Source organism: Pseudophaeobacter sp. 1A16562, from assembly GCF_041008785.1.
In the GTDB taxonomy this organism is placed as follows: Bacteria; Pseudomonadota; Alphaproteobacteria; order Rhodobacterales; family Rhodobacteraceae; genus Phycobacter; species Phycobacter gallaeciensis_A.
Map to the genome: position 1 here is coordinate 183,925 of NZ_JAXGFT010000005.1, position 19,310 is coordinate 203,234.

Below are 19,310 nucleotides of genomic sequence, written 5' to 3' on the forward strand. Positions count from 1 at the left end.
AGCGCTTGATCCTTCGGGAGTATTTCGCTTAGACAGCACAAAGATAGTGGGCCGTTAGCTCAGTTGGTAGAGCAACTGACTTTTAATCAGTGGGTCGCAGGTTCGAATCCTGCACGGCTCACCACTTTCTTCAATGAAATCAAACCACTGATCACTAGCAGAGTGAAACACTTACGCCGATACCCCGAATTTTTCGGAGTATTTTCGGATAAAAATAGGCTTCCTTGGGCTTTTCGGAGTAAGCGCGTTATGCCCGCGCCAAGGCGTTGGCGGCGCACCCCCCGGGGGTATCCCCTGCCCGCCGATGGGACTCCTGCACATATGCCTACCTCCCATCCCCTAAGACCATCCGGAGCAAATCTGCGCAAACACCCACAGGACGATTCCTTGGGGCGACTGGGCTAGGCTTAGCCCACCCCACACCCTTAGGAGACCTTTGTGATGGCCAAACCCGATTGGGAGAAGCGCGCTCGGTTTGCGGAAGCATACGCTGACTCTGGCAATGCAACACAGGCAGCCCTCAGCGCTGGCGTTCCGCAATCCTCAGCCCACAGCATGGGCTATAGATGGCTTCGCGATCCGCAAGTGACTGAGATGATCAGAAACGCCATGAATGACCGGCTGAAAGCCCTGGGGCCTCAGGCGGTCGGTGTGATTAAGGAACTGCTGTTGAGCGATAACGTCAGTCCTCAGCTGCGCCTACAGGCTGCCCGGGATGTGCTGGATCGTCTGGGCTGGGTTCCACCTAAGCGCCCCGACCCAATCAGAGAGCCTGCGGAGCGAGAGTTGACCGAATTGTCGCGCTACGAACTGGAAACACTCGCATCGGGAAATCCATACGTTCGGTTGGATGATGAGTCCCTCAAGATGATGGCGAGTCAATCGTGACGTCAAACACCCTCTACCAGGCAACCCCTGAGGGTTGTCTAGGTTTGGCTTTGGCAGATACGGACTGCACCCGAACGAACGAAACGGTCCCCTAAAGGGAACCGTTCCGTTCGTACCCGCTGCTTTGCAGTTGGAATGGGTCCGACTGAAGTCACGAAACGTGAGGTTCGTCTTTCACAGGGATAGACAGGCATGTGCCATCGTCGTCAATCTGCCCCATAGTCTTGAGAGCGACCAAGGCTTCATGCACAGCACGCTTCCCCTGTTTGGGAGTTCCTTTCCCCATCTGCGGTGCAGCATACTCCATGAAGGCATCCCGCTTGACATGTGCGGCATAGGCCGGGTCCGCACAGTGGAGCTCAGCGGCCTCAGACAGGAACTCTTCAAGTAACCTCAGGACCTTCACCTGGTTTTTGCCTTTGACCTTCCTCGCTCCTGCTGCTGCCTCTAGGAATTTCGCGTAGCAGGTCGTCTTTTCATCGCCATCAGCATCAATGCCAAGAACATAAGGCTCCAGCTGGAAGAACGCCTGAAGACCATTTTCTCCGTTGCGTTGTTTATCAGACTCTATGTAGCGAAGCCCGTCTTTCTTCCCACAGACGATTACAGTATCGACCGCCCCAGGAAGGGATGTACTCCCCCGAGAGCCACGGTCGACGTCTTTGCCACTGTGATGGACCAGCAAAACGCTTGCACCAGTTTGCCTGCGAATGCTGTCCACACGTTTGTAGACAACATTCATGTCCTTCGCAGTATTTTCATCTGCGTTACCCATAGATCGAGCCAATGTGTCGATGACAATCAGAGCAGGACTGACACCGACACCCAGGATATCGTGACAAAGCCGTACGATTGCCTGAACATCGATATCGTCACTGAAGAGATCGATAGCCTCCGTGACGAGGTGAAAGTCAGCGCTTGGACCACCCGGCAGCGCGACCATACGATTCATGAGCGCGCGCCCGCCTTCAGATGCAAGGTAAATGACAGGCCCTCCCATCACGCGGTTTCCGTTCCAATCGGTATGACTCGCAATGTGATGGGCGATGTTAAGAACAACAAATGTCTTTCCCACATTCGTGGGCCCGTAAAGCACACAGGTTTCATTGCGAAACAGCCAGTGTTTGATAAGGTAGTCGTTGTCCAGGTTCGACTCGACCTGATCGCCAGAAACAGTATTGGATTGAAGAACCGATACACGCTGCCTGACCCGTTCCTCTGCCTCGGACACCGCAAGAGAAGCCATGTGAGGCGCAGGCTCTGGCTTTGCGTCCCCACTATCCGCAGCCCCCAACAGACCACTGATGTCAGGCACTCCGTGGCTGCTCGAAGGATTGTGGCGGTGATGGATGGCGCCGAGATCCGCACCGTACTCACCCGCTTTGGCTGCGATATACGCAGTGCCTGCCGACTTGTGAGACGACAAGGTTTTCCAGATACGTTCAACTTCTCCGCGCTTATACTTCTCCCCATCGGCGGACCAGCGATCAGCCAATTCAAGCCCCGCGCTGGAACCCTGCGTAGCTGCATATACCGCGCCGAGGACAGGCAGCCATTCCGGGTAAGAAATGTCAGGAGGAATGTACCAGATCAGCTCCCGCAACTCCGCCAAAGACGTTCCGCCCTTCACCGTCTCCCCATCGTAGAGCGACGGCGAAGTCGGCCCTTCCACAGGCGGCAATCCCTTCGAAACGACGCCAGGCCAATGCGGCATAGGCGCAATCTCATGGCCAACGTCGACCCATTGGTACTGGCCAAGAGTCTCAGCCCGTTTCGAGATGGCCGTGGCAGGCGGGGCAAGAACATAACCGCGATATTTCAAGTCTACCCCAGGGCACAGCTGCCCTGCAGGGGCGGCACCCTCCTCTGCCCGGAAGTAGAGATGCCGCCCGCCGCTCGGCGTCGTAGCCGCTACGGTCTGCGGCTCTTCCAGCCCGTGCTTTGCCAGAAAGGCCTCGTAGGCCTCAGGGTCATCGATATCGACAACCATCAGCCCGGACATCTCGCAGGCGACAGCCGGTTGTGCGTCCGGCAAATCCTGCGCCCAGATGAAAACCTCGTCGAGGTCCTGTGTCGCATCCTTGTACCCATGCGGAGTGAAAGGCTGCTTGTTCTGCCGACAGGGGAACACGAAGAAACCCCTGTCGATCAGTTCCTTGCAAGCTTGATAGAACTCCAGAGCACTACCGCTCAGATGCTCTTCGCGGGGATCGGTCGACCGCTCCATCACTCAGCCCCCCTGCTTCATGCCAGGAGAGTTGGCCAGTTTCTGGGCCGCATAATCCAAGGCTTCCCGGACATTCAGCACCGCCTTTTTGTTCGGGTGCCTCGCAACCAAAGGCCACGTCCGGATCGTACGCGCCGTGACCGGAAAGTAGAGCCGGGTGACGAGATCAGCGACCGTCGCACGGTCGGCATATGTCGGCAAAATTCCTCCGCATTCGCAGAAGACGTGATTGGATTTGGCGCTCGTAGTCATGTTTAGACCTTTGCTGGTTTCAACTGGTCATCAACAAACCAGTCCGGCCAAGTATCGGTCGTCCTCATCCGGGAACTTTTTTCGGGAGAACACCATAAGTGACTGACAAATATAAATTCTTTTTCCATCTTTATTGGAAAAATGCGTAACTCAGCTATCAGGGCGGTGGACCGTTTCGGCGAATCACTAGCTCTACGCACGGAAGTTTGCTTGCCAGGGATAAGCTATCAAACCGATGCTGGCCGGTTGTTGTTCAAGGGGGGCGCATGGCGGGATAGACACTTGAACGACAAGCCCCCCAGAGAGCGATGTAATAGCGACCAAATACAGCCCGAAGCGATCCAATCATGGTTCGAGCAAATTGGGCCAGCAGATGCATTTCGGGCGTACACCTGACATTCGCTGTACTGACGGGAATAACAGCGAAGCGCAGATAGCGTCCTTTGCAAAGTCGGTATCGCCTGGCTCAATGATCGGCGCGAACGGCCCTTACCGGTCATTGACCGGGGGCAGGTACGCCGCGGCGCGGCTATCTTGAAGCGGCCCTTCATGCTTGCCGCAGCATTTCGCATCTGGCACGCTTAGCCATATTGGTTGAGAAGGAGAGCAGGATGACTGCTTCTTACTACTCGAGGATAACACCTACCTGCGACTTGGGGAAAAAGAGACCTAAGAAGAAAACGCTAACTAAGCAGGTCAAGATCTGCAAGAAATTCAACAGGCCTGTCAGGAAGCAAATCAACCCGGGATTTGCCACAATCTATTCACCTGAATTCCTTCGGGCCTTTCGGAGGATATGCGAGATATACTCTCAGTCGAACTTCGTGTTCCCCGAGAAACAGGTGTTGATATTGATGCTCGACAACAACATCAACCCGTGCCGTGCGGACAAATTCACAGAGGCAATCGTCAAAAGGTTGGCAGGCGATATCTTTCGGAGATAACCCCTCGGCTTTCCTCGATCACGGGCAAATCAAAACAAGCCTACGTATCAGAAGGCACCCTTTGACGGGAAGCGACCGGCCCGAAGCAGACCTTTGTAACAAGCGCAGCGGATGACCAGTCCAAGTCCCATTGCGGACGTTGAAGTGCGGAAAGGTCCATGAAGACAGATGTCGGAAACGGCATTTGACAAGGATCCGAGGCAGGACCAAGCGGCTTTACCATATTGCGTTATCCTGGGCGCACCGATGTGCTTGGCGCATACGTCTCCTTGCAGCGAAGGCCGTTTGCCCACCACGACTCCACAAGACGACGGCGGCCTACTTCGTGGAAAATCGAGCCATACCCGGCAGTGACCAGAAGATGGAGTTGGCGTCGTCAAGCCTGCCCCAGAAGAACTCCCCACCCAGGCTTTCCAGTCGAGATTGAGCCTGTTCCTTGAAGAGAGCTTCGCTCGCTTCGGCCGATTTATTGTCTGCAAAGGCCTGCGAGATCATGCTGATCGACCACTTGCCGCTGGCAGCCGGGGGGATGCCCGCGTTCAACTCCGCCAATCGGCGTTTGGTGTCGTTGGAAACGCCGATCTTCATGGCGACGGACTTGTCCCCGAACTCCTTCCTTCGATTGAGGAGCGCATGTCCGTCTCCTTCAAAGACGGCGAGGTAGGCGTAGGTCTCGCCATCCTCGTAGTTGGCTGTGCGCTCGCCGTGGCTGCTCTGGAAAGCCCGGGAGGGTTTGAACACCTGTCCAAACGGGATCACCCCCGTCTCCTGCGTTTCCACCGGGGGTTCGCCGAAGACGTTGACCTCCCGGACTCTGATCTTCAGGGCCTGCTCAATCTCGGCGTCATCCAGTTCAGCGCCATGCACAGCCAGCGCCTGTCCGGCCTCGGGGCGATAGGAGTTGAAGGCGATCCGCCCGATCATCATCTTCTCTTCCGTGCGCCATGCCCGCCGGACGGGGAGCGCATGGGTCCACCGGCCTGCCCATCCCCTCTCGCGCTTTTCCTGCAAGGCGAAGTCAGAGGACTTGTCTGTATCCCGGATGGCGCGTGACTCGATCTCGAGGAAGCCCAGAACGTAGGAGCGCTCGGCCTTCTTGGTCTCGGAGGTGCTGGCGCCGTAGATCATGATCAGGTCTCCGTCGCTCAGCTTGCGCAGGTAGGCGTCGCGGTCCGTTTCCTTGGACCAGCCGACATAGCCCGCGTCCTCGGGGTTGAAACCGTAGAAGGAACGGATTCGGATGCGTTTACCCTCTGGCAGGCCGTTGCTCATGACGTGGGTTTCCTTGGCAGGCGGTCTTGCTCGGCCACGTCGTTCGACAGTGCGGTCAGGCGGGAGAGCGAGATCGGGCGTTGGCCGTTCTTCTGCATCTTGCCTGCGGCGGCCCATGCGATTGGACCGGGGCCGTTGAAGACCACGCGGATCGGGCCGCCTGCGGGGCGATGCAGGACGATCAGGTGTTCGGGTTCGTGGCGGATGGCGACGCCGCGCCCCTGGGTCAGCTTGATCTCGACCTGGCGGCCATCGCGGGCGCGGGCGTCGTGACCCTGGGTGGAGGCCGGGTTCAGGTCTAGGTCGAACATATAGGCGGCGACGACCTCGCCAATGCTGCCGACGAGATGACCGTCGAGGGTGAACTTCCGACCGGGGAAGATCTGTTCGAGGCCGTCGGCGGCGGTGTAGAGATCGTCGAGCAAGGCGGTCACCTGCTTCCAGTCAACGTCCTCGCTCATTCGGCGGCCTCCAAACAATCGCAGAGTGTCACATACCCCTGATATTGTCTCATGAATACCATGCAAGAAGCGCCTCGAATGCTGCCTTGTCCTCTGCCTCCAGATAGATGCCCTTGGCATCGGCAAGCGCATTCAGTTCGCTCCGCCGAAGGTCAGCGCATTTCTTTGGTCCGAGAACAACTATGCCCGAAATGGGCGGCGGTTCTGGCGGTTCGATCCAAAGGCGCACACGATTGAGGTTCGCTGGATAGATGTCGAGACCGACGGCCTTGTCGGAGGCGGTATGAAAACCCATCACTTTGTTCTTGTTTTCCAGTCCAAGTCGACCGTCCCGGTTGTCCAGGATCTTGTTTACGGTTTCGCCGAAACGCATGACGAGGATGGGAAGGGCATCCAAAACGCGAAAACTCATTCCGTGGCCTCCATGGCAGGGGGGGCGGCAGGCTCCAGCGCCTCGTGGAGGAGCGCTTCGAGGAGGCGGGTGCGGGTGCTGTCGGTGGTGGTCAGGGCGGCCTCCAGCCGGTCGTAGAGGGCCATGAGGGCGTCGACCTTGGCCACGATGCGGTGTTGTTCGGCAAGGGGGGGGAGCGCGACGTGCATCGACAACCATGCTGGATAATAGATTGTTTGGTGAACGGCGCCCTTGCTGAACCGTGGGATCGCTGGTCTCTCAGCTATCATTACGAGTTGCAGCCATTCTGACGAGATTGCCTCCGTTGGCACCCAGTTTACGAAGTCTTGGCTGGTAGCCATTGAACGGCCCATGATGACGACATAGCCGACGGAAGCAGTTCTGCTGAAGCAGACGGTTCCGGCGGGCAGCAGCCGCGCAGCGGAGTTGGAAAGGCCCTCATCGTTCGTGTGCTGGATCGTCTCGAAAATGCGGCCATTATTATGGGCTCGCGCATCTACGAGGCCCATCCATGGAACGTCACCATCCCACCAGTCAGGTCGGTTACGGCTCGGGGTATGCCCACTTTCCAGCCGCGCCACCTGCACCAGTGGCACCCAGAGCCATCCATTGGGTATCGCAAGGTGAGGCTTGTTGATTGAAAGGCCACAATCTCCGGGGACCAATTCAGGGCTGCGCTTCTTATATCGTGCTGGTGGAGGCAATGTGCCGATCCGCTCCAGCATCTTCGACGCCGGTTCGTCTGCCGTTTCCTGTTCCACCAGTTTGCCGCGGACGGCGAGGTTGAGGATGGTCTGGCGGAGGGTCTTGATCTGGTCGGGGCGCGTGGTGAGGGCGGGGAGCGCCTCCAGGGCGAAGGCGGCGTGGGTGGGGAAGTTATCTTCGCTGGTCGCAGGGCCGGACGCAAAACCTGTGCCCACTTTTGCTGGCTCCGCTTGGGCCGTCGTCTCGGGGGCGGTCAGGCGGGCGAGGCTGGCGGCGGTGAGCTTGTCGCGCACCTCCTCCCGCGTCTTGCGGGCCTCCTCCAGCCGATCACAAAGCGCCATGAGCTCATCGACCTTGGCAACGATCCGGTGCTGTTCGGCGAGAGGGGGGAGCGGAACGACAAGCTGTTCCATTTTCTCCTTGGTCATGTGGATCATTGAAATCCCGTGACCCGCATCTTTGATTTCGCGCGTTTTTTGCTGCAAGAACAGGAAGATGTAGCGTTTGCTCAGGTCGTCCTCGCTGAATAGCGGCAGCTTCCAGATGTGATAATGGTAGATAACCCGCGGGCCGTCCCAAATGAAGGGGCCAAAGGAAGCGGACCACGCATAGATCAGGTCCCCTTTGTCGCAGTATTTGTCTTCTTCGAGTTCCAGATCGGAGTAATACCAGTGATCCGATGTGAAGAGGTTACCGACACGAAGAACTGGAGTGCCTTCTGAAAGAAGCTCGGGCTTCTTATAGGCACGACCATTCACGACGCGCACCAAGTCTGCAAATCGAGCATCAGCCCAACCGGCTGGAAGGTCGAAAGAAACCTCGGTCAAAGATGGATCGACCAGCCTCCTTTTCGCCTTTCTCTCTTTAATATCCAGTCGGGCCTTCGCCGCTGCGATCCGTTCACATTGAACAGAGGCAGGCTCATCCTCCGCATCCTGCTCCACCAGCTTCCCACGCACTGCCAAATCCAGCACGAACCGCCGCAGCCGCGCGATGGCTTCCGGCGCTTCGCTGATCTGCTCGTAAACCTCCAGCAATCGTTCCGCGTTCATGGCTTCGCGAACTCCCGGAATGTCGGGCCATTCTTGAGCCGGAATTCGACCTCGTAGGACTTGAAGGACACCGCGGGCACAACGTCGAGCGCGTAGTGCAACTGGGGGTCGCCCTCGGTGGCGACGACAAGGCCCTCTACCGCCTCGCCGTCTTCAACCAAATGTCGTTGCACCCAGCCCATGTATCTAAGCACTTGTCCGACCACGGCGTCTGACGATTTCTCTCGCTTGAGTTCGATGACCATCCAACGCGGTTCGCGCTTGTGGCGGGCCAGCAGGTCGATGCGCCCGATGGGGGTGCGAAATTCGTAGCCCGCCTCGGGCTCACCGTCACGGGCGTAGATGTCCCAATCACGGGCAAGGTCCAGCATGTCCCAGTTGTCGAACATGTAGTCATGCAGATGCCGTTCAAGCGCGAAACGGGCTGTCTTTTGGGGCGACGTCGGGACGGGAGTTTCTGGCGAAAGCGTTTCCTGATGATCTACTGCTTCGGAGTCGTCATCTGCGCCGAGATACCACCAGATCGTATCGAGGGTCCAAAGGTCCACATCAAGTTCCGTGGCGAGCGCGACAAGGACGTCGTTGACGGCTTCGTAACGTTCGCCAAAGCTGGCTCCTCGAGCAAAGCTGGGAAGGAGTTCAAGATCGCTGAGGCCATCATTGGAAGTGTTGTTCCAGACGCCGTATTTGGCTGGATAGGCGACATGCAAGATGGCGGTGATGATGCCTTTCCCCATACCCTTGATTTCGGTGACTGGTTGCATCCGGTCCGAGATCGGATGCGCTTCATTCACCAATTCCGTCAACGCTGCGCGGGTGGCATCCATATCTGCGCACACCCTATTCACCTGACGGTGCAGTCCAGACCAATGATGGTTGTTCTCGATCCGCAGGAAAGACCTGAGCACATCCTCTTCAAGGGTATCAATTTGGCCCGGTTGGAAGGCAGGGCTGTATCTCGCCAAAACCTCGTCCTTAGCTTCGAGGATTTCTTTGATCTCGACATCGTCAATCATCGCGGCTTTGGCAGCACGCAGTTGTCCTAAGGCGTAGTCAGAAAAGATGTGAGTGTTCATCGGGAAAGCGCCTCGGTCAGGATGGCCTTCAGCTCGGCCCGTAGGCTGTCGACGCTGGCTTCGGCCTTTTGCAGGTCAGCCAAGAGTTCCTCGGGCTCTCCATGGTCCACGTCTTCCTGGTGCGGGTTCTTAATGTCGAGGTTGAAGTTCCGTTCGCGGATCTCGTCGATCGACACCTTCCAGGCGCGGTCATTTTCCTCGCGCCCCTCACGCGCTGCGCCGCCCCACCATGCGGCGCAGTCGTCCAGATGCTCCAGCTTGATTGGCCGGGTCATGGAATAGGCCTTTTGCCCCTCGGGCACCCGGTGTTCCCAATACCAGACCTCCTTGGTCGGCGTGCCCTTTTCGAAGAACAGCAGGTTGGTGCCGATGGAGGCGTAGGGTTTGAAGACCGAGTTCGGCAGGCGCACGATGGTGTGCAAGTTGCATTCCTCGAGCAGGTGTTCCTTGAGCCGGGTTTTGATGCCTTCGCCAAAGAGCGAGCCATCGGGCAGGACCACGGCGGCGCGGCCGGTGTCCTTGAGCAGGCGGATGATGAGCGCGAGGAAGAGGTCGGCGGTTTCGCGCGTCTTGAACTGGGGAAAGTTGTTCTCGATTCCGTCCTCTTCCTTGCCGCCGAAGGGCGGGTTCGACAGGACGATGTCGACGCGCTCGTCCTTGGTCCAGCTGACCAGCGGGCGGGCCAGGGTGTTGTCATGGCGGACCCAGGACGGCTCTTCGACCCCATGCAGCAGCATGTTGGTGACGCAGAGCATGTGGGGGAGCGGTTTCTTCTCGACCGCGCGCAGGGAGGCCTGCATCAGCGTCTCGTCTTCGGGGCGCTTGATGTGGGTGTCGCGCATGTGTCGCATGGCGCAGGTCAGGAAACCGCCAGTGCCGCAGGCCGGGTCCATGAGGATTTCGCCGGGCTTCGGGTCCATCTGCTGCACCATGAAGGCGGTGACGGCGCGGGGCGTATAGTATTCGCCAGCGTTGCCCGCGTTCTGGAGATCGTTCAGCAGCTGTTCGTAGATGTCGCCGAAGTGCTGGCGTTCCGACAGGTTGTTGAAGTCGACCTCGTTGATCTTGTTGATCACCTGCCGCATGAGCTGGCCGGACTTCATGTAGTTGTAGGCATCCTCGAATACGTCGCGTACGACCTTGGCGCGGGGGCCTTTCTGCGGCGACAGAATCTTGAGCCGCGGGAAGAGGTCGTCGTTGACGAAGGACAACAGGATGTCGCCGGTGATGCCCTCGGGATCAGCCGCCCAAGAGCGCCATTGCAGGTCTTCGGGGATGGGCGAGGTGTAGTCGTCCAAGGTGATTTCCAGCGCCTCATCCTGGTCATCCATGATCTTGAGGAAGAACATCCAGACCAGCTGCGACATGCGCTGCGCGTCACCGTCGACGCCGGTGTCCTTGCGCATGATGTCCTGGATGGATTTGACGAGGTTGCGGACGGACATGATCAGGCACTTTCTTCGTAGAGCGCAGCCTGCATTTCATGCACGGCGCGGATGTAGTCCGGTTTCTTACCAAAAGCCCGGATCAGTTCAACCTCGGTGCCCATGCCAGAGAAGGGATTTATTTTCAGGATCTTGGGATCGTCGATGCTGATGACGCCGTCGTCGGAGTATTTTTCGAGCAGGGCTTCGAGGACCGCGCGGGCCTGTGGGCCATATTTCGTGAAGACATCGCGTTTCTTGACGTTCTCGGCCCGCTCCTTGCGGGTCAGCGGCTTGGCGTCGAAGGCGATGTGGCAGATCAGGTCGAAGGGGTCGAGGTCGAGCCCCAGTTCGTCAGCGATCACGTCGAGGGGTAGCCCTTCTTCGGCGAGTTCCTCGATCAGGGTGTTCTTGCGCTCTGTCTGCTTCCAGCGGCGCAGGAAATCGTCGAGGCTGGTGAAGCGCTGGCGCATGGCCTTGCGTGTGTAGTCGCGCAGGGACTCGGTTACGAGCTTGCCGTTCTCGTCGAGATACTCGACGCGCTCGGCCACGATGTCAGCCCCCACGCCGTCGATGTAGACCTTGGGTCGCGGGCCGGTGCTGGTGTCGCCCGTGAGGTTTTCGTTGCGCGGATCGATCAGGACAGTTTCGTTCTCACCGATATCTTCCGGAATCGAGGCGTCATCGTTGTTGGTTGGCGTCTCGTCCGGTGGGGTCACGGGATCGTCCGGCCCGGGCTGGTAAATCTGGACCGGTTCACCGTCGAAATCGGGATCGGCGAAATGGCTCGACGCCCCACGGAAATCCATCAGTGTGAAGAAGAGCTTTCGGGTGTCCTCGTGGACGCGCGTGCCGCGCCCGACGATCTGCTTGAACTCGGTCATCGACCCGACCTCGCGATCGAGCACGATCAGGCGGCAGGTCTGGGCATCGACACCCGTGGACAGCAGCTTGGATGTCGTGACGATCACGGGGTAGGAAGCCTCGGGGTCGATGAAGTTCCCGAGCTGGTCGATCCCCTCCTTGTCGTTTCCGGTGATGCGCATGACATAACGCGCGTTTTTCGCGACGAGGTCGGCATTCTCGTTGATCAAGGCCTGCCGCATACGAGCGGCGTGCTCCTGATCCACGCAGAAGACGATGGTCTTCGCCATGGGGTCCCCGCTTTCGCGCAGGAACTCGGTCACCTTCTTCGCGACGAGTTTGGTCCGGTCGTCCAACACAACGGTGCGGTCGAAGTCCTTGGCGTTGTAGATGCGATCCTCGACCTCTTCGCCGTCACGATCCAACTGCCCCTTCTCAGGGCGATACCCCTGCACGTCGCGGTCGATATGGACCTTGATGACCTTGTAGGGCGCGAGGAAGCCGTCACGGATGCCTTGCTTCAATGTGTAGCTGTAAACCGGTGCGCCGAAGTAATCGATGTTTGAAGCGTATTCCGTCTCCTTCGGCGTCGCGGTCAGGCCAATCTGCACCGCGGACGAGAAGTGATCCAGGATCTCTCGCCATGCCGAATCCGCCGATGCGCTGCCCCGGTGACATTCGTCGATGATGATCAGGTCGAAAAAGTCCTTGGAGAATTCTCGGTAGATCTTCTGGCTCTCGTTTGGCCCGGTGATCGCCTGGTACAGTCCAAGGTAAATCTCGTAGGACGAGTCGATCCGTCGTTTCTTGTCCAAGGCGAGGGGCACGCTTTCCTTGGTCCCGTCCGGGCGCTCGATCGTCTTCGACTGTGTGGACAGCTTTGCCATTTTGCCGCTGAAGGGCCGGAAATCGTTGATCATGGTCTGGTCGATCAGCACGTTCCGGTCGGCCAGGAAGAGCACCCGTTTTCCCGGGAATGCGTTGCGAAAGCGCCAGATGATTTGAAACGCGGTATAGGTCTTGCCTGTCCCGGTCGCCATGACGAGCAACACGCGATCCTTGCCCTTGGCAATCGCCTCCATCGTCTTGTTGATCGCGTTGACCTGGTAGTACCGCGGCTCCTTTCCGGACCCATCGTCGTGGTAGTCCTGTAGGGCGATCTTTTCTTCCACGTCGGTCAGGCCCTTCCAAACCTTGTAGCGGTGCCAAAGCTCCTCAGGGCTCGGAAACTCGTCCATTCCCAAGGTCCGCTCGACTTCGTATGACGTCCCCGTCCGGTCATGGAAAACGAAGCCGTCACCATTCGAAGAAAACACGAATGGGATATCCAGTGTTTCGGAATAGCCCAGGGCCTGCTGCATACCGCCGCCGACAGGCTGCTTGTTGTCCTTCGCTTCGATGATCGCGATGGGGATGTTGGGCTTGGCAGAGAGGATGTAGTCAGCGCGCTTTCCCTCGCCGCGACTGACCATCTTGCCGCGCACGATAATCCGCCCCTTGGTGAAGCTGACTTCTTCCCGGATCTGTGTGGTGATGTTCCACCCTGCGGCGACCAGAGCGGGAGTAATGTATTTCGTGCAGATATCGCGCTCGCTAAAAATCCGCTTATCCATGTCGCCCTACCGAATTGCTCAACCAAGAGTTCAATACCTGACGCTACTTTGTAGCCATGCACAATGACAAGTACGAGCGTTGACAGCAGGCCAGGCAATGGTCGGGCGCTGAAACCTTTCTTCGTTATGTCCGACTGGGTGGGGGAATGTAACGAGCCTCTTCGCTCTTCTACGAAAATGGCTTAGGAGGCTGAGATAAGGTTGTAGGAGTTCGCCTCTTGGCTCGCTCACCAGTTCAATGCACCGGATGCTCACCAGCTTGACGAGAGGGCCCGAAAAGCTTCGCGATTTCGCGTCGAATTGGCGGTGGCACGAGTTTGTTGGCAGCCTGTCAGGGATGGACGCGTCGGGCGACGTGAACCAATGCGCCCGTGCTCAATGTCCGCTTCGCCGCATCCCGCTCATTCCTGCAACACACAGCGAATGGCGGTTCTCCGCCCTTGGCGCCAGAATGGGAAGTTTTTCCACACATAGCAAACGTGCCCGCTTCGGTCTGACCGCCGTCATCCGGCTGCCAGGCTGGCAGCGCTCAAAGCTGCTCGTAGCACCAGCGAGAATGCTCTTGTCCACAGAAACGCGCTAGGAGCGCCTTCCTGTTTCGGGGGGTTACTACTAGCCCAGCGCTTTCCATGGCAACTGTTGCCAGCCTCTCAAGCAGCCGTTTGGGGCTTTACCCCCTGTCTTCCCCGTCTGGCAGCCGCTCAGTGCAGCTCAGAAGCCCGTAGAGGCACCACACTGGCCTCAGAGGTCCATTCGCCGTGGTCAAGGGCATTTGACAGCAAGGCAGCCCAAGCGTCCATCAATCGCACCTTCTGGGGCCACAGGGCAGCCTGATTGTATGCGGCGATGACACCTGCCTTTGTTGCCGACTGTCGATGATTGAGCAGGGCGTCCGCGACAGAAGGGTCACCGATACCCTGATCTGCAAGAACCGTCATGAAAGTCCGGCGCAGGTCGTGAAATCTGAAGTCCTCAACCCCGGACCCTTTTCGGACCTTCTTCTTGAATGAGGTCCATGAGGTGTACTCTTTGCCCACGGCGGACATCGGGAAGACACGCGGGTCTTCGGTATCCACAGAGACATCCAGAAGGTCGGCGGCAATCTTCGGCAAGGGCATGGCAAACGCATCACCGTTCTTGGTCTTCTTGCCCGGCAGCACGAGTTTGGACTTGGGCAGGTGCACCTCATCGGTGCGCAGCTCGCAAAGCTCATTGAAGCGAAGCGGCAGTACGATCAACGTGCGCAGGAAGCGCAGCTGCAACTCGGAAAGGCCGGTCGTATTCCAGAGCGATCTCACCTCTTCTGCGGTGTAAACGCGGGTTCGCGATGCAGGGGGTGACGGCCTAAGGCGCTTCGGGATCTTCTTGCAGGGGTTGGACGGGACGACCTCTCGCAGGACCAGCTCGTCAAAGAAGCGGCTCATTGCCCCAAGACGGTGTACGGCACAGGCCCGCCCTTTGTTCTTGTCCAGCATCCTGAGGACATCTTGAACTGTCACCTCCACAGGCGACATCCCTTCAGCCTGCATTTCCTTCAGGCCGTTCCGCAACGCGCCGCTTTCGGTTGTGATATGGCGTCGACTACCAGACACCGAAGACGCGATGTAGGCCTCAACAGCGTCCTGCATGGTGGTGGCCCTCGCATCCTCAATGGCGCGGGCGCGCTTTTCTGCCTTCTTGTCAGCAGCTGGATCGCCTCCACCGGAGACTTCGACCTTCAAGCGAGCAGCGGCGTTTCTGGCTTCAGCCGGGCTGTGAGAGGCTGTTGTGCCAATCTTGATCTTCTTGGTGGGGAACTGGCGACCATCCTCGCGAAAGCCGGTGGGTTTGTACTCCAGGTAGTAGGATGCGCTGCGAGGCCCTACTCGGAGCACAAGGCCCGAAACCTCTGTGTCGCGATAGGTGACAGCCTCCGTCCGGTTGGACAGAGCCCTGCTGATCATTGCGGTCGTGAACTTCGAGTGGAGTGTCTTGGGCATGGCAAACTTTTCGGATTATTTTCGGATAGATTCGCGTCGAGTCTTGTCAGAACAGTGACAGCTCGTGACTAACTCCGTCAACAATTAATCTATTCTTTCAGTGCTTTATGTCGACATCCGACGAGACGTGGCGAGTTGTGCCAGGAGCCTATCCACTGACTTTTAATCAGTGGGTCGCAGGTTCGAATCCTGCACGGCTCACCACTTTCTTCAAGACACTCAAATCACTGATCACACACCGATAGATACATCGGTGCGAATGCTCCGGTTTTCCCGGACGCAAACCATCCCCGAACGATAACCACGCCTGCGCACGCTTGCCCGCAACTGCCCAATCCAGACGCAGAAGTTCGGCGTGATTCTCCCTTCACAACCGCCCCCCCTCCAACCTTCGCCCAAAGCACAAGCCATGCGGACCTCAAAGCTTTCCTTAATCCTCTTGTGGCAGGACTCGGGCACAAAAAGTGACTAGAAGGGTCAATCTGAATGACGAAGGCTTCAATTTCCTCCTGCCCGGTTTGCGAGAATGCACTTGGGAATCTGACGCTTGAGCGCCGCCCGCAGGTCCCCTCGCTTCAGAATGTCGCCCTGGAAACTCCGAATGCCGCGCGAACATTTCCGACCGGGGCGCTGCATATCCTGCGCTGCGCCGCCTGTGGTTTCGTCTGGAACGATGAGTTTGACCCGTCCCATATTTCCTATGATGCAGGATACAACAACGACGTCACCGCATCACCCTATTACCTGGCCCACCTTGATGCCATGGCCGACCGAATTCTCGCCTCGGTGCCCGAAGATCAGCCCATTCACTATGTTGAAATCGGCTGTGGCGAGGGCGATTTCATGGCCCTGCTTCACGCGCGTGGAAAAGGCCGTGTTGCCTCGCTGACCGGATTTGACCCTTCGTTCACCGGCGATGACAACCTGCCTGACGGCGCCGTGGTCCACCGGGTCATGTTCACCCCCGATCAGATCGATAAAATTCCCGCAGAGGCCAATGTCATCTGCTCACGCCACACGATCGAGCATATCAACGATGTTCAGGCCTTTGCCGAGGCGCTGGCAGCGTCAATGACGCCGGAGCGGAGCCTTTTCCTGGAAACGCCGGACGCCGATTGGATTCTACGCAACCTGGCCTTTCAGGACTTCTTCTACGAGCATTGCTCAATCTACACGCCAAGATCCGTTGCAACGCTTCTGGCCCGCCATGGCCTGGCCTGTGAGGTCGCGCCCGTCTATGACGATCAGTACATGTGGATCTCGGCCCGGATGATGCCGTCACAGGAGGCATCCGACCCCATCCTGCCGACAATCGACGATGCCGCAGCCAAACGGTATGTATCCGAGACCAATCAAATCAGGTCTCAGTGGCAAGGCTATCTTGAGACCCGGCGCAAGGTGGGGCCCATCGCGCTTTGGGGTGCGGCTTCCAAGGGCGTGACCTTTTCCCTGCTTTTCAACAGCGCAGAGGACGCGCCGATTGACTTCGCCATTGATCTCAACACTGCAAAGCAAGGCTGTTTCATGCCGATAACCGCCACTCCGATCCTCCCGCCCGAAGCGGCGCGCGATCAGGGGGTGCGGACCATCATTATCATGAACCCCAATTACGAGGCCGAGATTCGCCAGCACATCAGCGACCTGGGCTGTGGCGACGTGGAAATCACAGTTCTCAATCACTAGCGACAGATCCCAAAGGCGTATTCCCAGCACCGGGCGCGGCGTGAGCGCGATCACGCCGCGGGCCTGCCGTTGCGTCCGGCGTTTTCAGCTCTCCCTTTTTTCAACGAGGCGTCCGTGCGTTGCCCGCTGAAAAACAACCCTTTCCGCCACCCGCCAAGGCTGAGCGCGCCCGCTGCGCGTGAACCTTCGGCACCCCCCTCCTTCCCGCCTGCCTAAATTTTCGTCAGATTTTCCCGGTGGTCCGCCTGGATGATATCGAGGGCGTTGACAGCTGCCCAATTTGAACCAATAGTGAATTGGTACAAATGATCCAGACCAATCCAAAGGCCGGGGAGGCCGCATATGCCAACAGGGCAGATTCAGACAGATGCAGGACCGGCGGATATTCTGCGCCTCGAAGACTTTACACTGCGGTTTCGTGGCCAGGAGAAGGCCACCGTCAACGGTATGAGCCTGAAAGTCTCCCCCGGTGAAATCCTGTGTATCGTCGGCGAATCGGGTTGCGGCAAAAGCGTAACCGCAATGTCGATCATGGGGCTATTGCCCAAAGGATCCTCAGAAGTTCTGTCCGGAAATCTCGATTTCCTTGGGAAATCCTACGATCTGCGTAAGGAAAACCTGCCCGCCGATCAACGGGGCAATCAGATCGCGATGATCTTTCAGGAACCGATGACCTCGCTCAACCCGTCCTTCACGGTTGGCGACCAGATCGCAGAAACCGTGCTGCAGCATCAGGGTGGCACCCGGGTCGAGGCAATGGAACGCGCCCATCAGATGCTAGAGAAGGTCGGCATTCCCGCGCCGCGTCAACGGCTTGGCGAATATCCGTACCAATTGTCCGGTGGTATGCGCCAGCGGGTGATGATCGCCATGGCGCTGGCCAATGACCCGCAGCTGCTGATCGCCGATGAACCCACCACCGCGCTGGATGTGACAATCCAGGCGCAGATCCTTGATCTGATCTGCGATCTGCGCCGCGACACCGGCATGGGCACCATCATGATCACCCATGATCTGGGGGTCGTTGGCGAAGTGGCCGATAGCGTTGCCGTCATGTACGGCGGGGAAGTGGTCGAACAGGGCTCCACCAAGGAAATTTTCGCCAATCCCCAGCATCCCTATACCATCGGCCTGATGAGCGCGATGCCGCGCCTTGATCGCCCCGGCGAACGTCTGGCCACGGTACCCGGTTCGGTTCCGGCGATCCGCAACATGCCCGAAGGCTGCCGGTTCCGCTCGCGCTGCGCCTTTGCCGCTGCCGCCTGCAGCACGCGGCCCGATCTCAGAACGCTTGCAGACGATCACAGCGTCGCCTGCCATTTCGCTCCTCTGGAAACCCATGTGGCGGTGCAGGCATGAGCAGCAAGGACATGATTCTCCGCACCGACGCGCTGACCAAACATTTCGGCGGCGGCGGCTTTCTGAAGAAATCCCCGGTGGTACAGGCGGTTGACGGGATCTCGCTTGAGGTGAAGCGCGGCGAGACCTTTGCCATCGTCGGCGAATCCGGTTGCGGCAAATCCACCCTCGCGCGGTTGCTGATGCGGCTGCTGGAGCCCACGTCGGGGGAGGTCGTCTTTGACGGCAAAGATATCAGCCATGCCGCCGGACCGGATCTGACCCGGCTGCGCCGCGATATGCAGTTCATCTTTCAGGATCCGTTTTCCTCGCTCAACCCGCGCATGACCGTGGGCAAGCTGATTGCCGAACCGTTGGAGGTCCACGCCCCCGAGCTGAGCGCCGCCGAACGCCGCGCCAAGGTGGCCGACATCATGCAGAAGGTCGGCCTGCCCGCAGAACACGCGGGCCGCTATCCGCATGAATTCTCCGGCGGGCAGCGACAGCGGATCGGTATTGCCCGCGCCCTGATCACCGGGCCTAAACTGGTCATCGGGGATGAGCCGGTCTCGGCGCTGGATGTCTCGGTACAGGCGCAGGTGATCAACCTGCTGGGTGATCTCAGCCGCGAACTAGGGGTAACGCTGGTCGTCATTGCCCATGATCTGGGCGTGATCCGCCACATGAGCGACCGTGTCGCCGTCATGTATCTGGGCCGTATCGTGGAAATGGGCACCGCCGAAGAGGTCTTCAGTGCCCCGCGCCATCCCTACACCCAGGCTTTGCTGGCCTCGATCCCGGCGCCCCGCGCCGAGGGCGAGGACCGCATCACGACCCTGACTGGCGAAATGCCCAGCCCCGCTGCACCGCCGCCCGGCTGCCGGTTTCACACCCGCTGCCCCTTTGCGCGGCCGGATTGCAAAACCACGGTGCCGGATCTTTCGACTGTTGAGGGCGCATCACATCAGGTGGCCTGCCACCACTGGCAGGAGATCGACGCTCCGGCCGGTGCGCCGCAGCAGGCCCCCCATTCCGCCGCTGCCGAAGAACGGTTTGCCCTGTACCGCGCCGCCATCGAAGGCGCCAAGGTCACCCCGCTGACGCCGGAATAATCCCATCA

General features: G+C 58.7%; 15 protein-coding genes and 2 tRNA genes. 7 read left to right on the forward strand and 10 right to left on the reverse strand.

Annotated elements, in window-relative coordinates; genetic code table 11:
• Positions 1 to 48 precede the first annotated feature (48 nt).
• Both SM764_RS09175 and SM764_RS09180 read left to right on the forward strand, forming a co-directional pair.
• Positions 49 to 124 (forward strand) — tRNA-Lys (locus SM764_RS09175).
• Between the two features lie 317 nt (positions 125 to 441).
• A complete protein-coding gene (locus tag SM764_RS09180) occupies positions 442 to 888 on the forward strand; it encodes a terminase small subunit (protein WP_369001585.1) in 447 nt (148 codons plus the stop codon).
• Positions 889 to 1,039: 151 nt separating this feature from the next.
• Here the strand turns inward: SM764_RS09180 and SM764_RS09185 are convergent, their stop codons facing one another.
• Positions 1,040 to 3,115 carry an AAA family ATPase gene (locus tag SM764_RS09185; RefSeq protein WP_369001586.1) on the reverse strand — a complete coding sequence of 692 codons (2,076 nt, stop codon included), beginning with the start codon at positions 3,113 to 3,115 and terminating at the stop codon, positions 1,040 to 1,042.
• Between the two features lie 3 nt (positions 3,116 to 3,118).
• On the reverse strand, positions 3,119 to 3,367 hold the full coding sequence (locus SM764_RS09190) for a hypothetical protein (protein ID WP_369001587.1): 249 nt from the start codon (positions 3,365 to 3,367) through the stop codon (positions 3,119 to 3,121).
• Positions 3,368 to 3,978: 611 nt separating this feature from the next.
• Here SM764_RS09190 and SM764_RS09195 point away from each other — a divergent pair.
• Entirely contained in the window at positions 3,979 to 4,311 is a 333-nt protein-coding gene (locus SM764_RS09195) for a hypothetical protein (protein ID WP_369001588.1), read from the forward strand.
• Positions 4,312 to 4,629: 318 nt separating this feature from the next.
• Here SM764_RS09195 and SM764_RS09200 read toward each other — a convergent pair whose 3' ends face one another.
• From SM764_RS09200 to SM764_RS09235, 8 genes are all read right to left on the reverse strand, one after another.
• A complete protein-coding gene (locus SM764_RS09200; protein WP_369001589.1) occupies positions 4,630 to 5,583 on the reverse strand; it encodes a GIY-YIG nuclease family protein in 954 nt (317 codons plus the stop codon).
• Complete coding sequence (locus tag SM764_RS09205) at positions 5,580 to 6,044, reverse strand: DUF6998 domain-containing protein (RefSeq protein WP_369001590.1); 465 nt, start codon at positions 6,042 to 6,044, stop codon at positions 5,580 to 5,582. Before SM764_RS09205 ends, SM764_RS09200 begins: the two co-directional genes overlap by 4 nt.
• A gap of 49 nt (positions 6,045 to 6,093) precedes the next feature.
• A complete protein-coding gene (locus SM764_RS09210; RefSeq protein WP_369001591.1) occupies positions 6,094 to 6,456 on the reverse strand; it encodes a hypothetical protein in 363 nt (120 codons plus the stop codon).
• The gene (locus tag SM764_RS09215; protein ID WP_369001593.1) at positions 6,453 to 8,213 is read right to left on the reverse strand and encodes a restriction endonuclease subunit S; all 1,761 of its coding nucleotides are present in this window, start codon (positions 8,211 to 8,213) and stop codon (positions 6,453 to 6,455) included. Before SM764_RS09215 ends, SM764_RS09210 begins: the two co-directional genes overlap by 4 nt.
• Positions 8,210 to 9,289 (reverse strand): endonuclease NucS domain-containing protein, encoded by a 1,080-nt coding sequence (locus tag SM764_RS09220; RefSeq protein WP_369001595.1) that lies wholly within the window; start codon positions 9,287 to 9,289, stop codon positions 8,210 to 8,212. Before SM764_RS09220 ends, SM764_RS09215 begins: the two co-directional genes overlap by 4 nt.
• Positions 9,286 to 10,734 carry an N-6 DNA methylase gene (locus tag SM764_RS09225; protein ID WP_369001597.1) on the reverse strand — a complete coding sequence of 483 codons (1,449 nt, stop codon included), beginning with the start codon at positions 10,732 to 10,734 and terminating at the stop codon, positions 9,286 to 9,288. Before SM764_RS09225 ends, SM764_RS09220 begins: the two co-directional genes overlap by 4 nt.
• A gap of 2 nt (positions 10,735 to 10,736) precedes the next feature.
• On the reverse strand, positions 10,737 to 13,190 hold the full coding sequence (gene hsdR, locus SM764_RS09230) for an EcoAI/FtnUII family type I restriction enzme subunit R (RefSeq protein ID WP_369001598.1): 2,454 nt from the start codon (positions 13,188 to 13,190) through the stop codon (positions 10,737 to 10,739).
• Between the two features lie 701 nt (positions 13,191 to 13,891).
• Positions 13,892 to 15,169, reverse strand: a complete 1,278-nt coding sequence (locus tag SM764_RS09235; RefSeq protein ID WP_369001600.1) for a tyrosine-type recombinase/integrase — start codon at positions 15,167 to 15,169, stop codon at positions 13,892 to 13,894.
• Between the two features lie 122 nt (positions 15,170 to 15,291).
• On the opposite strand from SM764_RS09235, the gene SM764_RS09240 reads away from it, so the two are divergent.
• The 4 genes from SM764_RS09240 to SM764_RS09255 all read left to right on the forward strand — a co-directional run bounded on the left by SM764_RS09240 (position 15,292) and on the right by SM764_RS09255 (position 19,302).
• A tRNA-Ser gene (locus SM764_RS09240) sits at positions 15,292 to 15,373 on the forward strand.
• A 282-nt stretch (positions 15,374 to 15,655) separates the two neighbouring features.
• Positions 15,656 to 16,852 (forward strand): class I SAM-dependent methyltransferase, encoded by a 1,197-nt coding sequence (locus SM764_RS09245; RefSeq protein ID WP_369001602.1) that lies wholly within the window; start codon positions 15,656 to 15,658, stop codon positions 16,850 to 16,852.
• Between the two features lie 342 nt (positions 16,853 to 17,194).
• Positions 17,195 to 18,211: an ABC transporter ATP-binding protein gene (locus tag SM764_RS09250; protein WP_369001603.1), complete on the forward strand. Its 1,017-nt coding sequence runs from the start codon at positions 17,195 to 17,197 to the stop codon at positions 18,209 to 18,211.
• On the forward strand, positions 18,208 to 19,302 hold the full coding sequence (locus SM764_RS09255; protein WP_274835207.1) for an ABC transporter ATP-binding protein: 1,095 nt from the start codon (positions 18,208 to 18,210) through the stop codon (positions 19,300 to 19,302). The genes SM764_RS09250 and SM764_RS09255 overlap by 4 nt, the downstream gene beginning before the upstream one ends.
• The last annotated feature ends 8 nt before the right edge of the window (positions 19,303 to 19,310 follow it).

Bases quoted from the DNA above. Each gene is read 5' to 3' on its own strand.
- SM764_RS09255 (WP_274835207.1), top strand. From the start codon at position 18,208: ATGAGCAGCAAGGACATGATTCTCCGCACCGACGCGCTGACCAAACAT.
- SM764_RS09190 (WP_369001587.1), bottom strand. From the start codon at position 3,367: ATGACTACGAGCGCCAAATCCAATCACGTCTTCTGCGAATGCGGAGGA.
- SM764_RS09225 (WP_369001597.1), bottom strand. From the start codon at position 10,734: ATGTCCGTCCGCAACCTCGTCAAATCCATCCAGGACATCATGCGCAAG.
- SM764_RS09215 (WP_369001593.1), bottom strand. From the start codon at position 8,213: ATGAACGCGGAACGATTGCTGGAGGTTTACGAGCAGATCAGCGAAGCG.
- SM764_RS09250 (WP_369001603.1), top strand. From the start codon at position 17,195: ATGCCAACAGGGCAGATTCAGACAGATGCAGGACCGGCGGATATTCTG.
- SM764_RS09245 (WP_369001602.1), top strand. From the start codon at position 15,656: ATGACGAAGGCTTCAATTTCCTCCTGCCCGGTTTGCGAGAATGCACTT.
- SM764_RS09220 (WP_369001595.1), bottom strand. From the start codon at position 9,289: ATGAACACTCACATCTTTTCTGACTACGCCTTAGGACAACTGCGTGCT.
- SM764_RS09205 (WP_369001590.1), bottom strand. From the start codon at position 6,044: ATGAGCGAGGACGTTGACTGGAAGCAGGTGACCGCCTTGCTCGACGAT.
- SM764_RS09210 (WP_369001591.1), bottom strand. From the start codon at position 6,456: ATGAGTTTTCGCGTTTTGGATGCCCTTCCCATCCTCGTCATGCGTTTC.
- SM764_RS09235 (WP_369001600.1), bottom strand. From the start codon at position 15,169: ATGCCCAAGACACTCCACTCGAAGTTCACGACCGCAATGATCAGCAGG.
- SM764_RS09200 (WP_369001589.1), bottom strand. From the start codon at position 5,583: ATGAGCAACGGCCTGCCAGAGGGTAAACGCATCCGAATCCGTTCCTTC.
- SM764_RS09195 (WP_369001588.1), top strand. From the start codon at position 3,979: ATGACTGCTTCTTACTACTCGAGGATAACACCTACCTGCGACTTGGGG.
- hsdR (WP_369001598.1), bottom strand. From the start codon at position 13,190: ATGGATAAGCGGATTTTTAGCGAGCGCGATATCTGCACGAAATACATT.
- SM764_RS09180 (WP_369001585.1), top strand. From the start codon at position 442: ATGGCCAAACCCGATTGGGAGAAGCGCGCTCGGTTTGCGGAAGCATAC.
- SM764_RS09185 (WP_369001586.1), bottom strand. From the start codon at position 3,115: ATGGAGCGGTCGACCGATCCCCGCGAAGAGCATCTGAGCGGTAGTGCT.